This window comes from Erwinia sp. JUb26 (assembly GCF_003751505.1).
Taxonomy (GTDB): Bacteria; Pseudomonadota; Gammaproteobacteria; order Enterobacterales; family Enterobacteriaceae; genus Erwinia.
Genome location: NZ_RJVB01000014.1, coordinates 13,828 through 28,581, shown reverse-complemented (window position 1 = coordinate 28,581; position 14,754 = coordinate 13,828). Strand labels below are relative to the sequence as shown.

Genomic DNA, 14,754 nt, shown 5'->3' with positions numbered 1-14,754 from the left:
AAGAGCAGTGCAGTCAGTGCCGGGGCAATCTGCTGCGAGGTGGCGTATATTACGCTTTCCTCCTTCGGAGTCAACTTCTTTTTGAGAAGTTTTTTTCCGGCGATTCAGAGACTTCCTGAACCTCCTGAGTGGCTGACCTGTCAGTCGTTGTGCCGTCTCAGTGGTTGCGCATTATAGGGAGTTCTCGACGGCTGACAAGGGCTAAATTGCGATAATTTTACCGTTTGCTGCATTCCACAGCAAAACCCCGCCTTATACCTGTTTATACACAAACTTATCCACATTCTTCATTGAATGACAATTTTGACGAGCAACGCGCAAACGTTTTCGCTACAATGCCCGCGCGTAATGGAAGCCCCTTTCAGGGGCGTTACCTGAAACTTATCTTCCTCTATATAGAGAAGAGAAAGACTAAGCTTCATATAACGCTCTTTATATGCGATCCAAAGCCAAGGGATAAAACCACCATGCAACAACGTCGTCCTGTACGCCGCGCGCTGCTCAGCGTGTCTGACAAAGCCGGTATCCTCGAATTCGCTCAGGCGCTTTCTCAACGTGGCGTAGAGCTGCTCTCCACTGGCGGTACCGCCCGCCTGCTGGCCGAGGCTGGCCTGCCCGTGACTGAAGTGTCTGACTACACCGGTTTCCCGGAAATGATGGATGGACGCGTCAAAACGCTGCACCCGAAAGTGCATGGTGGCATCTTAGGACGCCGCGGTCAGGATGACGCCATCATGTCCGAGCACAGCATCTCCCCGATTGATATGGTCGTCGTTAACCTTTATCCGTTTGCCCAGACCGTTGCTCGCGAAGGCTGCTCGCTGGAAGATGCGGTAGAGAATATCGATATCGGTGGCCCGACCATGGTGCGCTCCGCGGCCAAGAACCACAAAGACGTGGCGATCGTCGTGAAGAGCAGCGACTACCCGGCTATCGTGGCCGAGCTGGACGCCAACGAGAACTCGCTGACGCTGGAAACCCGTTTCGATCTGGCTATCAAGGCATTCGAACATACCGCCGCCTACGACAGCATGATCGCCAACTACTTTGGTAGCCTGGTTCCTGCCTATCATGGTGAGACTACTGCGCCTGCCGGCCGCTTCCCACGTACGCTTAATCTGAACTTCATCAAGAAGCAGGATATGCGCTACGGTGAGAACAGCCATCAGGATGCCGCCTTCTATATAGAAGAGAATGTTTCGGAAGCCTCCGTTGCTACCGCGCAGCAGGTTCAGGGCAAGGCGCTGTCTTATAACAACATCGCCGATACCGATGCGGCGCTGGAATGTGTGAAAGAGTTCGACCAGCCGGCCTGCGTCATCGTTAAGCACGCCAACCCGTGCGGCGTTGCGGTCGGGGATTCAATTCTTGATGCCTACGAGCGCGCATACAAAACTGATCCGACTTCAGCTTTTGGCGGGATCATCGCTTTCAACCGCGAACTGGATGAAGCCACGGCTCAGGCCATTATCAGCCGTCAGTTTGTTGAAGTGATCATTGCGCCATCGGCCAGCGAAGCGGCCCTGAAAGTGACCGCCGCGAAGCAAAACGTTCGCGTCCTGACCTGCGGCCAGTGGCAGCAGCGCCAGAACGGTCTGGACTTCAAGCGCGTGAACGGCGGCCTGCTGGTGCAGGATCGCGATCTGGGTATGGTCAGTGAGAGCCAGCTGCGCGTGGTCAGCAAGCGTCAGCCGAGCGAGCAGGAGCTGCGTGATGCGCTGTTCTGCTGGAAAGTGGCAAAATTCGTGAAATCCAATGCCATCGTTTATGCCCGAGACAATATGACGATCGGCATAGGCGCAGGCCAGATGAGCCGCGTTTACTCTGCCAAAATCGCCGGTATCAAAGCCGCTGACGAAGGTCTGGAAGTGAAAGGCTCAGCAATGGCCTCCGATGCGTTCTTCCCGTTCCGCGATGGGATTGATGCCGCTGCCGCAGTGGGTATCACCTGCGTGATCCAGCCGGGTGGCTCAATTCGCGATGACGAAGTGATCGCCGCCGCTGACGAACACGGCATTGCGATGATCTTTACCGACATGCGTCATTTCCGCCATTAATTACGGAGTCTCAAATGAAAATTTTGGTTATTGGTAACGGCGGACGTGAACACGCGCTTGCCTGGAAAGCCGCTCAGTCCCCGCTGGCTGACACCGTATTCGTTGCGCCAGGCAATGCCGGTACCGCACTGGAGCCTGCGCTGCAGAACGTGGCTATCAGCCCAACCGACATTCAGGGCCTGCTGGACTTTGCCCTGAGTGAGAAAATCGACCTGACCATCGTCGGCCCGGAAGCACCGCTGGTCAAAGGCGTGGTGGATACGTTCCGCGCCGCCGGTCTGAAAATCTTTGGCCCAACGCAGGCCGCTGCGCAGCTGGAAGGCTCTAAAGCCTTTACCAAAGATTTCCTGGCACGCCATCAGATCCCTACCGCGGAATACCAGAACTTTACTGAAGTAGAGCCAGCCCTCGCCTATGTGCGTGAGAAAGGTGCGCCGATCGTCATTAAGGCCGACGGCCTGGCGGCGGGTAAAGGTGTGATTGTGGCGATGACGCTGCAGGAAGCCGAAGACGCCATCCAGGATATGCTGGCCGGTAACGCGTTCGGCGATGCGGGTCACCGCATCGTGGTGGAAGAGTTCCTTGATGGCGAAGAAGCCAGCTTCATCGTGATGGTTGACGGCGAGAACGTGCTGCCAATGGCCACCAGCCAGGACCATAAGCGCGTTGGCGATGCGGATACCGGCCCGAACACCGGCGGTATGGGTGCCTACTCCCCGGCCCCGGTAGTGACCGACGAAATCCACCAGCGCGTGATGGATGAGGTGATCTGGCCAACCGTGCGCGGCATGGCGGGCGAAGGCAACGTCTATACCGGTTTCCTGTATGCCGGTCTGATGATCGATACGAGCGGCCAGCCGAAAGTGATCGAGTTTAACTGCCGCTTCGGCGATCCGGAGACCCAGCCGATCATGCTACGCCTGCAGTCGGATCTGGTTGATCTCTGCCTGGCCGCCGTTGACGGAAAACTGGACCAGAAAGATTCCGTCTGGGATCCTCGCCCATCACTGGGTGTGGTTCTGGCCGCCGGTGGTTATCCGGGTGATTACGCCACTGGCGATCAAATCCACGGTTTACCGCTGGAAGAAGCCGCCGACGGCAAGGTGTTCCACGCGGGTACCACACTGGAAGACGATCTGGTTGTCACCAACGGCGGACGCGTACTGTGCGTTACCGCGCTGGGTGCAGATGTTGCTGCCGCACAGAAGCGCGCCTATGAGCTGGCACAGCCAATCTCATGGAAAGGCAGCTTCTGCCGCAAAGACATCGGCTACCGCGCTATAGACCGTAAGTAATGATGCCAGGCGCTCGCTCCGGAGGAAGAGAAAGATTGTCTGCTACCCGGACGCGATAGCTGATAGCTGAAGCAATCGAAAGGGGTGGATGAATAATCCACCCCTTTTTACAGGCATTTTGTAGACATGGTGAAGAAACTGCGCACTTATCTCACACGAGATAACGCTAGAAATCCGCGTCTTTCGGTTCGTTCTTACAGAAATCGTCAGGACTGACCACCAGCAGCTGTGTATCGCCAGGCGTTTCCAGCCAGGCAACGCTGAGCGGCGCAGAGGATGTCTTCTGCTGCTTCTCTATATGCTCCCGCTCCAGCATGTCGAAATCAGGCGTCACCTCATTGCCCTGGCAAGTCTTAACCGTCCCGCCCGCCGACCATACTCCCTGGGTCAGCATCACACGCCCGCTGAGCAGATCGTCGCTAATCTTCACCATCCGCTGGGCCTCAAACTGATACAGCGCCACCTCATCAGCAGATAACGGCTCGCGGTGCCCGGCAAGCTGGCGCTGCATAAAGCTTAATGCGCCGTCATGATCAAAACGCAACGTGACGTCATCGGGCTGCTGGCCAGCAATATGGCGTTCAATCGCTACCGGCTTGCCGTCCAGCCACTGGTAATCCGTCGTTTCCGTGGCACCGCCGCTGAACGGGGTAAAAACGGTCATCATGTGGGAGATTTGCTTCTGGCTATCTTTGCGCCATATCCGAACGGCACCGCGATCGGCCAGATAGCCGCTGGCGGTAAAATCGGGCAGATCGGAATGCGAACCGCAGCCGGTTAACAGCAGCAGCAGAGTGAGAACAGGGATACGAATAGGAAGCGTTAGTTTCATGATAAAAGAGTATCACAAAATCATTGCCGGACCGTGGCAGCAGAGGGAAAGCGGTCAGAAGATGAAAAACAGATAAACAAAGGGGGCGAATTCGCCCCCCTGTTCAAACTCTTCACCGTCAGACGATTACTTAACAGCGTCTTTCAGTGCTTTACCAGAAACGAATGCTGGTACGTTTGCAGCAGCAATTTTGATTTCATTGCCAGTCTGCGGGTTGCGGCCAGTACGCTCAGCACGGTGGTTAACTTTAAAGGTACCAAAACCAACCAGTTGTACAGCATCACCTTCTTTCAGAGACTCAGTAATCGCAGCCAGAGTGGATTCCAGTGCAGCTTTAGCCTGGGTCTTAGACAGGTCCGCTTTGTCCGCAATTACATCAATCAGTTGAGTCTTGTTCATAAGTTATCCTTACAGTGTATTTATCGCTTGCTAAGCACCAGGTGCGAGGGGAAAAACCAGATTTGGCACTCTCCTGCCTACATGCACCGATAGCCACATTTTTCAGCCCCCCAAATGTAGACCAGAGTGGGGGCGAATGTGAAGCCCAAAGGCGCTACAAATCTGGCCTGAAGTCACGTTTTGTGGCCTTATTGATGAAATTCTATCCCGATATTACTGATCCCGGATTCACGCAGGTCGGATCGCAGCCCTTTGATCAGCTCGATGTCCCTCTCCTCGCAGGCTGCAAGCAGGCGGAAAATCTCCCACTGGATGTCCCATTCCTCTTCCACCGCAGGATTAGCCTTCAGCTCTTCTTCGGTCATTTCGCGTTCAGCCTGGGTCATTTCCAGCATCGCCACGGTGGTGATCGACGTTTCACTTACGGTGATAGCATGGGCCAGAGTTTCGCCGCTTAAACGGGAGTGCAGCAGCTCGCTGAGCGCGACACAGGCATCGATCGCCGGATAAACGCCGTAAAGGTCATAATCGTCGGCGGAAGGAATAGCCTCTTCCAGCTTTTCCAGCTGGCTGTCGAAGTTGACCTTGGCATCCTTCACCACCAGGGTTTCCCACAGCAAATCAAGAATGCGGCGATACAGCTGACCATCGCCGAAACCGGTCTGATGGCAAAATGCACGGTAGTTTGGGGCCATGCGTTCGCACAGGCAGGCCATAAAGGTCACATGCTGCCAGCTTTCCAGCTTTTCCAGCCGTAAATGAATCGGGTTACGTAACATATCAGGGTCTCAGAATTAACGCGCTGCGGGAAGTGTACCTGAAAAGCACCACAGCAGCACGGTTAACCCTGTAGGAGCGAGGTAAAAGCCCGGCGTCGTGAAGCAACCGCATCCGCCCATCGCGTCGGCTCCGGTAAACGATAGCCGCGCAAACAGTTTTCCACCCACTGAAGCGCAGTTGCCTGGCTGACGCGATGCCCGCTGGAAATGAACAGGGGATTACAGCGCGCTTTACTGCGCAGCACCCAGCCAAGCTGTTGGTCTTTATCCATCAGCGGCTGGCAGCTGCCGGGTTCGGCATCCGGCGGCGTAAATGCTCCACACAGGCGCTTTTTCGCCACGCCAATCGTCGGGACATCCACCAGCAGACCGAAGTGACTTGCCACACCAAGCCGCCTTGGGTGGGCAATACCGTGACCGTCCACCAGTAACAGGTCCGGTCGATGGCTGAGCTGCTGCCAGGCAGCCTGCAGCGCCGGGACTTCACGGAAGGAAAGAAAACCGGGGATGTAGGGCATCGTGGTGGCGATACGCGCTACCTGATGCTCAATCAGCCGTAGTGAGGGATATTCGAGTATCACCAGGGCGGCGCGGGTCACCTCTCCGCCCTGTTCAAAGCCGACATCCGCACCGCCAATCAGGCGCGGAGGCATGACGTCAAAATCATCCTGAAGAACGACTTCAGCAGCGCGAGCACGCTGCTGGTCACGCAGTGCGGCGATGTCCATCTTTTACTCCTGGTGGTAAGGGCGCGAAAGCTTGTGCACCGCCTCCACAAACGCACCTGCATGCTCTGGCGGTACATCCTGATGAATGCCGTGGCCAAGATTAAACACGTGTCCGGTGCCCTGGCCATAGCCTTCAAGGATACCCGCCACTTCCTGCTCAATCCGCGCAGGAGATGCGTAAAGCATGGAAGGATCCATATTTCCCTGCAGCGCCACTTTGTCACCGATACGGCGACGGGCATCAGCAATATCGGTTGTCCAGTCCAGGCCCAGCGCGTCACAGCCGGTTGCCGCCATCTCTTCCAGCCACTGACCGCCGCCTTTAGTAAAGAGCGTCACTGGAACCCGGCGACCGTCGTTCTCGTGCAGCAGGCCATCGACGATCTTGTGCATGTAATAGAGTGAGAACTCGCGATAGTCGCGGCCCGTCAGTACGCCGCCCCAGGTATCGAAGATCATCACCGACTGCGCACCGGCGCGGATTTGCGCGTTAAGATAAAGGGTCACGCTGTCAGCCAGCTTGTCGAGCATCAGATGCAGGGTCTGTGGCTCGGCGTACATCATTTTTTTCAGTTTGGTGAACGCTTTACTGCTACCGCCTTCCACCATATAGGTCGCCAGCGTCCACGGACTGCCGGAGAAACCGATCAGCGGCACCTCACCGTTAAGATTCTTGCGGATGGTACGCACTGCGTTCATCACGTAGCCCAGTTCCTGCTCAGGATCGGGAATCGGCAGCTTCTCAACGTCAGCACGGCAGGTCACCGGTCGCGAAAAGCGCGGACCTTCGCCTGCTTCAAAGTAGAGGCCAAGCCCCATCGCATCAGGGATCGTCAGGATGTCGGAGAACAGGATGGCCGCATCCAGCGCATAGCGCCGCAGCGGCTGTAGCGTTACCTCACAGGCCAGCTCGGCGTTTTTGCACAATGACATAAAGTCACCCGCGACGGCACGCGTGGCTTTGTACTCCGGCAAATAGCGTCCGGCCTGGCGCATCATCCATACGGGGGTAACATCAACAGGCTGACGCAGCAGGGCGCGCAGATAACGGTCGTTCTTCAATTCACTCATCGCAGGGCTCTCTACTCCAAACAAGCCGGTAGTGTATCATTTATCAGGATGGGCGGTGCCCGATGGCGCAATAAATTGAACAGACGGCACACCCTCCCTGCCCCTACCCATCATGGTAATAACAAGGCAGTGAGTACACTTAGCCTGAACGGGACCTGCGGCGTTATTTCCTGGTTTGCTGTTGATTGTTCTTTACCGCGCTGCCGTCAACGGGAACCAGCGAAGGGGAACGTTCAGGAGTTGAACTGTTAGAATTTTTTGCCTTTTTATCTTTTATTTCACAGGTTTCCTCAACCCAGTGGGAATTACCAATAAATACGCCACCTTTCTCAATTGAGAATTCACTGGCATAAACATCGCCTTCTATTCTTCCTCGCGACATGATTACGACGGTTTTAGCGTAACAGCATCCTTTTAGCAGACCGTTTACGACCAGCTTAAAAGAAGTGACCTTTCCAATTACGGTTCCTTCTTTACCAATCTGCGTCGTTTTTTTACTGGTGACATCCCCTTCGACTTCACCGCTAATAGTAATGTTATTTTCATTAATAATTTCACCCCGCAGCGTTGTTCCCGGTGAAATAGTGGTTTCCTTAATATTATGACTTTCAGCTGAGGGGTCCACGTTGATATTCTCACTCATTGTACTGGTTGACGAAGCCAGCTTATCCGCCGTCTGAACGCCTTCTTTTTTACTGAAATTAAACATATTGATAATCACTCTGTTTACGCGTAGATAGGATGAAAGACGAAACAGGATGAGGCATCCCATGCCGCTCAGGAAAATCAGCATGGATAACCGGTGTGACAGCAAAAAAGCAATAATGCTGCCGGTCCATAAAGTCCAGATCCCCCAAAGATAATCGTGTTTTCTGGTTTGAAACATTCCTACGTCCAATCTACTGATGAATCACACTGATGGGTCGCCATCCGCCGGATAGCGGATACCCGCCTATGAATGCGTCATTTCCCTCAAAGGATTTAATAAGATTTATTAGAAAATAGCACTCTTAACTTAAAAAAGGCTATCTCTGGCGCTGGGAATTCGAAGCGATATACGGTGCCAATTGAAAACTATTCCATGTTATGTGCTTAAAATCTTCCTGGGTGTAAATCATATTAGAATTTATCAGGGAGATAAACCCAAAGGTTATTATTCCGCACTGAATTAAATCCCCCGACTGCGCACAGCGCTAAGTCAGGGGTGACTCAGTAGCAGAGGATTTATAACGTCGTTAATCCGTCGTCAACCTCACTCTGACTCTGCGCGACACAGCGCCACGGTATCTTCAATTAAACGCCGGGCGATGGTGCCCGCAGGCGGTAGCAGCGGTAAAGCATCAAAGCGATACCAGCCAGCGTCCAGCAGCTCCTTAGGATCGATGTTGATTTCGCCCGAGTCGTAATCGGCCATGAAGGCCATCATTAACGATTGCGGGAACGGCCACGGCTGCGAGGAAACGTAACGCAGGTTTTTAACCTTAACAGAGGCTTCTTCCATCACTTCGCGCGCCACGGTCTGCTCAAGGGTTTCCCCGACTTCGGCAAAGCCGGCCAGCACGGTATAGATGCCGTTGCGATGGCGGGTGTGCTGAGCCAGCAAAATTTCATCCCCACGGCGGATGGCAACAATGATACAGGGAGCGATTTGCGGATAGTAGCGCTGGCGGCAGCGGCTGCACAGACACGCCCATTCCGTTTTGCTGTGATGCATCTCGTGGCCGCAGTAACCACACCAGCGATGAGAACGATAAAACTCAGCCAGCTGAATACCGCGCCCGACCAGTTGAAATAACCCTGTTTCGCAATCGAGCAGCTGGCGCAACGATCCACAATCCTGCGATCGGCTTTCGCAAATCAACCAGACGGTTTCCCCCTGCCACTCACCGATCGGCGATCCTTTTGATCCGGTCAATCCAAGGGATTCGGCAGAGCCTCGCGGAATTTCGCCTTTTGGTAACCAAATTTTATGTTCGTGGCTGACAACCCACCAGCCAGTGTCTACGCTTGATATTTGACGTTCCATAACTTGCTTATCATCCTCAGCTCAAAGACTGGTTTGAGGTCAGGCATTAAAAATAATACTCACGGAGATGAACATGCTTAACCAGTTAGAAAATCTGGCCGCACGCGTTGGCGGCTGCAGTGAACTGGTCGATTTCTGTTTGCTCTCCCGCAAGCAGCTGCTGATTGCCTATTACCAAATGGCCGGTTTAAAGCCTAACAAGGAATCGCAGGCGGCGCTCGATGAAAATGCGCTGGATAATTTCTGCCAAAACCTGGTGGATTATCTCTCAACCGGTCACTTCACCGCCTATGAACGGTTTATCAAAGAGCTTGAGGGTACCCAACAGCTGTCACAGGCGGCGTTAATTTATCCCTCTTTACGTGCCAATACCGACCACATTATGCAGATTTACGATACCTATCTGGAAAAGGCGATCGAAGCGGATAACACCGTTGATTTCCAGAGAACGCTTTCGCTGGTTGGGGAGGTACTGGCTGAACGCTTTGTGCTGGAAGATAAATTTATCAAGCTGGCTTTAGAAAAAGTAGCTGAAAATCAAAAAATTAAAGATGAAGCGCCCCTTGCACCGTCCGTCTGATGCGTTATCAAATTGTGAATTACTTGTAGTTTCCAAATAGCCCCTTTATGCTGAAGGGGCTATTTAGTTTGAGCAAAAAACGTTTTGCTCGGACTGAAAACTGATTTTCTGGCGTCAACGCCAAAAAGTCGGGCAGCATTTCTTGTCGGAGTGCCCCACGGGGCTGAGACCGTTCATTCGGGATCCGCGGAACCTGTTCAGGTTAACACCTGCGAAGGGAACAAGAGTAAAATCGTCTGTGATGATGCGAAATAAAATGTTTCACATCGTTCAAATTACTCCCGCCTCCAGGCAAGCAACTTTCCCTAATCTTTCAGGAATTTGCTATGTCTACCGTTGAAAAACTTTTCGTTGAGAAAAAAACTAACCGCCGCGAACAGCGCGCTGAAGCTCAGCAGTTTATTGATTCGCTGCAGGGTACGGCTTTCCCCAATTCAAAACGTATTTATCTGACCGGATCCCGGGAAGATATCCGCGTACCGATGCGTGAAATCCAGCTCAGCCCTACCGTCACCGGGGGCAGTAAAGACAACCCGACGCTGGAAGAAAATGAACCGGTTCCGGTGTATGACACGGCGGGCCCCTATGGCGATCCGGCCGCAACGATCGATGTGCATCGCGGCATCGGCAAACTACGCAGCACATGGATTAGCCAGCGCGCCGATACGGAAGAAATAACCGAACTCAGCTCGGTCTATACCCAGCAACGACTGGCCGATGAAGGGCTGGATCATCTGCGTTTCGATAATCTCCCGCGCCCGCGCCGCGCACTGGCAGGCCGCTGTGTCACCCAGATGCATTACGCGCGCCAGGGTGTGATCACACCGGAAATGGAATATATCGCCATTCGCGAAAATATGGGCCGCGAGCGTATCCGGGATGAAATTCTGCTGCAGCAGCATCCGGGCAATAGTTTCGGTGCCAGCCTGCCGGAGAATATCAGCGCGGAGTTTGTGCGCCAGGAAGTCGCCGCCGGGCGGGCGATCATTCCGGCAAATATTAACCACCCTGAATCCGAACCGATGATTATTGGCCGTAACTTCCTGGTGAAGATTAACGCCAATATCGGTAACTCCGCAGTGAGTTCCTCTATCGAAGAAGAAGTGGAAAAGCTGGTGTGGTCAGCGCGCTGGGGCGCCGATACGGTGATGGATCTTTCAACCGGCCGCTACATTCATGAAACGCGTGAATGGATCCTGCGCAATAGCCCCGTACCGATCGGCACCGTGCCGATCTATCAGGCGCTGGAGAAGGTGAACGGCGTGGCGGAAGATCTTAGCTGGGATGTCTTCCGCGATACGCTGCTGGAACAGGCTGAGCAAGGCGTTGACTACTTCACTATTCATGCCGGTGTGCTGCTGCGTTACGTGCCGATGACCGCCAAACGATTGACCGGGATCGTTTCTCGCGGGGGCTCAATCATGGCGAAATGGTGCCTGTCGCACCATAAAGAGAGTTTCCTCTACCTGCATTTCCGTGAGATTTGTGAAATCTGCGCCGCCTATGATGTATCCCTCTCACTGGGTGACGGTCTGCGCCCGGGATCGATTCAGGACGCCAATGACGAAGCACAGTTTTCCGAGCTGCATACGCTGGGAGAACTGACCAAAATTGCCTGGGAATATGATGTTCAGGTGATGATTGAAGGCCCCGGGCACGTGCCAATGCAGATGATCCGCCGTAATATGACCGAGCAGCTGGAACACTGCCATGAAGCACCGTTCTATACGCTGGGTCCGCTGACTACCGATATCGCCCCCGGCTACGACCACTTTACGTCGGGAATTGGGGCCGCCATGATCGGCTGGTTTGGCTGCGCGATGCTGTGCTATGTGACGCCGAAAGAACATCTGGGTTTACCCAATAAAGAAGATGTTAAACAGGGTCTGATTACCTATAAGATTGCCGCACACGCCGCTGACCTCGCGAAAGGCCATCCCGGGGCGCAGATCCGTGATAATGCGATGTCGAAGGCGCGTTTTGAGTTTCGCTGGGAAGATCAGTTCAATCTTGCCCTCGATCCGCATACCGCCCGCGCCTATCATGATGAAACCCTGCCGCAGGAATCCGGAAAGGTGGCGCACTTCTGTTCAATGTGCGGACCAAAGTTTTGTTCGATGAAGATCACGCAGGAAGTACGCGAATACGCCGCACGCCAGCAAGCCCAGGCCGTGCCGATCGAGATCGGGATGGCGCAGATGTCTGATGAATTCCGCACGCGCGGCGGTGAAATGTATCACCGTGCCGATGCGCTTAAAACCGAGGAAAATGTATGAGTCGTGGTCCTTTTCCCGCTACCGATGCCCGGCTTGGGCTTTATCCGGTAGTGGAAACCGTAGAGTGGATTGCCCGTCTGCTGGATTTTGGTGTGCGCACCATCCAGCTACGCATTAAAGATCGTCAGGATGACGAAGTAGAGCAGCAAATCGCGGAGGCGATCGCCCTCGGTAAACGTTACCAGGCGAGGCTGTTTATTAACGATTACTGGCGTCTGGCGATTAAACATCAGGCCTATGGCGTTCATCTGGGGCAGGAAGATCTGGATATCGCCGATCTTGATGCGATTCACGCCGCCGGTCTGCGGCTGGGATTGTCTACTCATGATGATGCAGAGCTGGATCGTGCGCTGGCCGTTCAGCCGTCCTATATCGCGCTGGGCCACGTCTTCCCCACGCAGACGAAAGATATGCCTTCTGCGCCACAGGGTCTGGTGGAACTGAGTCGCCATATTCAGCGCCTGCAGGGTATCTCAACCGTGGCGATTGGCGGTATCAGTATCGATCGGGTTCCTGCCGTACTGGCGACCGGCGTCGGCAGCGTGGCGGTAGTCAGTGCCATCACCAAAGCGGAAGACTGGCAGGCGGCAACCCGCCAACTGCTGGATCTGGTTGAATCGCCGGAAGCCGCCGCACAGTAAAATGTAAGCTGTCACAACGGCGACAAATCGTCGTGAAGCAAGGCCGCAGGCTTAGCGTCTGCGGCTTTTCACCCCGACGCACGCCGCTATAGTAACACGGCAGGCGGCAGTTTCGCCGTCAGCCAGGGTCAGCGCAGTTCCTTCTCGCTGGCCCTGCCTTCTTCCTGCGCATCATCAAACAGGGCCAGCTCACGTTCCGGTGAACAGGATTCCATTGCCCGATCCAGCGCCGCGCCGAGGATGGCCAACGCACGTTCGGTTTTATCCGTACAGGTCTGGGCATAGCTCAGCCTCAGGCAGTTGCGGTACTTGCCCGACGCGGAAAACAGCGACCCGACGGCAATTTGAATTTTGGAATCACGCAGTTCGGCATTGAGCCGGTGTGAATCAAACGCCTCCGGTAGCTCGACCCAGACCAGGAAGCCGCCCTGAGGACGGGTGACACAAATACCGCAGGGAAAATGCTGGCGGACCAGGCGGGTAAATATCTCCAGGTTGCGCTGATAGGTAATACGCATGCGCCGCAGGTGCGGCTGATAGTAGCCCTGACGAATAAAGTTGGCGACCGCCATCTGCGTCAGGGTCGTGGTTGACCCGGTAACGATGTACTTCATATGCAGCACGCGGTCGAAATAGCGGCCCGGCACCACCCAGCCCACCCGCAGTCCCGGCGCCAGAATCTTGGAAAATGAGCTACAGAGCAAAACGCGACCATCGGTATCCAGCGATTTGATGGTTAAAGGCCGCGGATAGTCAAAAGCCAGCTCGCCGTACACATCATCCTCGATGATTGCCGCATCAAAACGCTGTGCCAGCGTGAGCAGAGCGCGTTTGCGGTGCTCCGGCATAATAAATCCCAGCGGGTTGTTACAGTTGGGCACCACCACCACGGCTTTGATTGGCCATTGCTCAAAGGCCAGCTCCAGCGCTTCAAGGCTGATTCCGCTGGAAGAATCGGTGGGGATCTCTATCGCCCGGATGCCAAACCCACGCAGGGTTTGCATGATGCCGTGAAACGTCGGCGACTCAACGGCAATAATATCGCCGGGCTGGCAGACCGCGCGTATCGATATCGACAGAGCCTCATGGCAGCCGGTAGTAATGACGACGTCATCCGCCGTCAGCTGGCAGCCGCTGTCTATCATCAGGCGCGCAATCTGCTCGCGCAGTTCCGGGATGCCACACAGCGTGTCATAGCCCAGCACGCGTTCATCCTGCTGCTGAGCCACCCGACTAATCGATTTCCATAGCGGTTTCAGCGTTGGCTGCCCAACGTCCGGCATACCACTGCCCAGTTGGAGCGTTTGATCATCGGAACGGGCCTCAAGCAGATGCAGTACGGCATCCCACTGGGTGATCTCAACCGGCCGCTGGACCGGGCGGGTGATCGCCGGGACCGGCGGGGCGGCCTTACGGGTGGTAACGAAATATCCCGATCGCGACTGGGGGGTGATCAGTTGCCTCTCTTCCAGCAGATAATAAGCCTGCTGAACCGTACTGATGCTGACGCCATGCTCATTGCTCAACGAACGCACCGAAGGCAGCCGCTCCCCCGCCTGATAAAGGCCCTGCTCTATGCGCTGTGCCAGCAGATCGGCCAGATATTGGTAACGCGTCATCGTATCCCCCTCATCGCCAGTCCGGAATGAAAACCAGTACAGATTAGCGTCTTTATGACCATTCAGTCAGCGTATCACGCCATCTGTATGTCAATAAAACAGTATTTCTGCATCTGTATCATTTATGCCGCTCACGACAAAATAGTGCCCATACACCGGGGTATTGAGGGGGCAGACGATGGAATTTCACGAAAACAGAGCAGCAAAACCGTTTAGTTGGGGTTTGATTAAAGCGATCTTTATCGTCCCCTATCGCCACTGGCAGCGGCAGCGTATGCGGGCATGCACCAAAAAAATTCTCTCCCGGCTGAGCGATGCGCAGCTGAAGGATATCGGGCTGACCTGCCATGATATCCGGCACTATAAGTGATGTGGCTTGGGCGGATCGCGCGCCCGGGGTAACGGAGACGTCCTGCCTCCGTTGCTCTTTTTTTATTATCGACGATGGCGG

General features: G+C 54.6%; 14 protein-coding genes and 1 riboswitch. Of the genes, 6 read left to right on the top strand and 8 right to left on the bottom strand.

The genetic code is table 11. The features are described from left to right. Nucleotides 1-467 precede the first annotated feature (467 nt). Together purH and purD are read left to right on the top strand one after the other, a co-directional pair. Nucleotides 468-2,057, top strand: coding sequence for a bifunctional phosphoribosylaminoimidazolecarboxamide formyltransferase/IMP cyclohydrolase (gene purH / locus EC836_RS24165; RefSeq protein WP_123337939.1), 1,590 nt, complete (start codon nucleotides 468-470; stop codon nucleotides 2,055-2,057). Between the two features lie 14 nt (nucleotides 2,058-2,071). After that, nucleotides 2,072-3,352, top strand: coding sequence for a phosphoribosylamine--glycine ligase (purD, locus tag EC836_RS24160; protein WP_123337937.1), 1,281 nt, complete (start codon nucleotides 2,072-2,074; stop codon nucleotides 3,350-3,352). Between the two features lie 166 nt (nucleotides 3,353-3,518). On the opposite strand, the gene EC836_RS24155 is transcribed toward purD, so the two are convergent. The 7 genes from EC836_RS24155 to nudC form a co-directional block, all read right to left on the bottom strand. After that, nucleotides 3,519-4,187: a DUF1481 domain-containing protein gene (locus EC836_RS24155; RefSeq protein ID WP_370348507.1), complete on the bottom strand. Its 669-nt coding sequence runs from the start codon at nucleotides 4,185-4,187 to the stop codon at nucleotides 3,519-3,521. 123 nt (nucleotides 4,188-4,310) lie between these two features. Beyond that, nucleotides 4,311-4,583, bottom strand: coding sequence for a nucleoid-associated protein HU-alpha (gene hupA / locus EC836_RS24150; protein ID WP_017803060.1), 273 nt, complete (start codon nucleotides 4,581-4,583; stop codon nucleotides 4,311-4,313). 188 nt (nucleotides 4,584-4,771) lie between these two features. Beyond that, a complete protein-coding gene (locus EC836_RS24145; protein ID WP_123337934.1) occupies nucleotides 4,772-5,362 on the bottom strand; it encodes a YjaG family protein in 591 nt (196 codons plus the stop codon). A gap of 62 nt (nucleotides 5,363-5,424) precedes the next feature. Further along, a complete protein-coding gene (nfi, locus tag EC836_RS24140; RefSeq protein ID WP_123337932.1) occupies nucleotides 5,425-6,090 on the bottom strand; it encodes a deoxyribonuclease V in 666 nt (221 codons plus the stop codon). 3 nt (nucleotides 6,091-6,093) lie between these two features. Next, on the bottom strand, nucleotides 6,094-7,161 hold the full coding sequence (gene hemE, locus EC836_RS24135; protein WP_123337930.1) for a uroporphyrinogen decarboxylase: 1,068 nt from the start codon (nucleotides 7,159-7,161) through the stop codon (nucleotides 6,094-6,096). 163 nt (nucleotides 7,162-7,324) lie between these two features. Further along, entirely contained in the window at nucleotides 7,325-8,047 is a 723-nt protein-coding gene (locus EC836_RS24130; RefSeq protein WP_123337928.1) for a polymer-forming cytoskeletal protein, read from the bottom strand. A gap of 366 nt (nucleotides 8,048-8,413) precedes the next feature. Next, entirely contained in the window at nucleotides 8,414-9,187 is a 774-nt protein-coding gene (gene nudC / locus EC836_RS24125) for an NAD(+) diphosphatase (protein ID WP_123337926.1), read from the bottom strand. 73 nt (nucleotides 9,188-9,260) lie between these two features. Between nudC and rsd the strand changes: the two genes are divergently transcribed. The 3 genes from rsd (at nucleotide 9,261) to thiE (ending at nucleotide 12,684) form a co-directional block, all read left to right on the top strand. Then, nucleotides 9,261-9,767 (top strand): sigma D regulator, encoded by a 507-nt coding sequence (rsd, locus tag EC836_RS24120; RefSeq protein ID WP_123337924.1) that lies wholly within the window; start codon nucleotides 9,261-9,263, stop codon nucleotides 9,765-9,767. Nucleotides 9,768-9,903: 136 nt separating this feature from the next. Then, a riboswitch (TPP riboswitch) is annotated at nucleotides 9,904-10,004 on the top strand. Between the two features lie 89 nt (nucleotides 10,005-10,093). Next, on the top strand, nucleotides 10,094-12,043 hold the full coding sequence (thiC, locus tag EC836_RS24115; protein WP_123337922.1) for a phosphomethylpyrimidine synthase ThiC: 1,950 nt from the start codon (nucleotides 10,094-10,096) through the stop codon (nucleotides 12,041-12,043). Continuing rightward, on the top strand, nucleotides 12,040-12,684 hold the full coding sequence (gene thiE / locus EC836_RS24110) for a thiamine phosphate synthase (protein ID WP_123337920.1): 645 nt from the start codon (nucleotides 12,040-12,042) through the stop codon (nucleotides 12,682-12,684). The genes thiC and thiE overlap by 4 nt, the downstream gene beginning before the upstream one ends. A 128-nt stretch (nucleotides 12,685-12,812) precedes the next feature. On the opposite strand, the gene EC836_RS24105 is transcribed toward thiE, so the two are convergent. After that, a complete protein-coding gene (locus EC836_RS24105) occupies nucleotides 12,813-14,303 on the bottom strand; it encodes a PLP-dependent aminotransferase family protein (RefSeq protein WP_123337918.1) in 1,491 nt (496 codons plus the stop codon). Between the two features lie 178 nt (nucleotides 14,304-14,481). On the opposite strand from EC836_RS24105, the gene EC836_RS24100 reads away from it, so the two are divergent. After that, nucleotides 14,482-14,673 carry a DUF1127 domain-containing protein gene (locus EC836_RS24100; protein WP_123337916.1) on the top strand — a complete coding sequence of 64 codons (192 nt, stop codon included), beginning with the start codon at nucleotides 14,482-14,484 and terminating at the stop codon, nucleotides 14,671-14,673. The last annotated feature ends 81 nt before the right edge of the window (nucleotides 14,674-14,754 follow it).

What these genes read in the sequence shown, in the direction of transcription:
- purH (WP_123337939.1), top strand. Translation starts at nt 468, where the DNA reads ATGCAACAACGTCGTCCTGTACGCCGCGCGCTGCTCAGCGTGTCTGAC.
- purD (WP_123337937.1), top strand. Translation starts at nt 2,072, where the DNA reads ATGAAAATTTTGGTTATTGGTAACGGCGGACGTGAACACGCGCTTGCC.
- hupA (WP_017803060.1), bottom strand. Translation starts at nt 4,583, where the DNA reads ATGAACAAGACTCAACTGATTGATGTAATTGCGGACAAAGCGGACCTG.
- EC836_RS24145 (WP_123337934.1), bottom strand. Translation starts at nt 5,362, where the DNA reads ATGTTACGTAACCCGATTCATTTACGGCTGGAAAAGCTGGAAAGCTGG.
- nfi (WP_123337932.1), bottom strand. Translation starts at nt 6,090, where the DNA reads ATGGACATCGCCGCACTGCGTGACCAGCAGCGTGCTCGCGCTGCTGAA.
- hemE (WP_123337930.1), bottom strand. Translation starts at nt 7,161, where the DNA reads ATGAGTGAATTGAAGAACGACCGTTATCTGCGCGCCCTGCTGCGTCAG.
- EC836_RS24130 (WP_123337928.1), bottom strand. Translation starts at nt 8,047, where the DNA reads ATGTTTCAAACCAGAAAACACGATTATCTTTGGGGGATCTGGACTTTA.
- nudC (WP_123337926.1), bottom strand. Translation starts at nt 9,187, where the DNA reads ATGGAACGTCAAATATCAAGCGTAGACACTGGCTGGTGGGTTGTCAGC.
- rsd (WP_123337924.1), top strand. Translation starts at nt 9,261, where the DNA reads ATGCTTAACCAGTTAGAAAATCTGGCCGCACGCGTTGGCGGCTGCAGT.
- thiC (WP_123337922.1), top strand. Translation starts at nt 10,094, where the DNA reads ATGTCTACCGTTGAAAAACTTTTCGTTGAGAAAAAAACTAACCGCCGC.
- thiE (WP_123337920.1), top strand. Translation starts at nt 12,040, where the DNA reads ATGAGTCGTGGTCCTTTTCCCGCTACCGATGCCCGGCTTGGGCTTTAT.
- EC836_RS24105 (WP_123337918.1), bottom strand. Translation starts at nt 14,303, where the DNA reads ATGACGCGTTACCAATATCTGGCCGATCTGCTGGCACAGCGCATAGAG.
- EC836_RS24100 (WP_123337916.1), top strand. Translation starts at nt 14,482, where the DNA reads ATGGAATTTCACGAAAACAGAGCAGCAAAACCGTTTAGTTGGGGTTTG.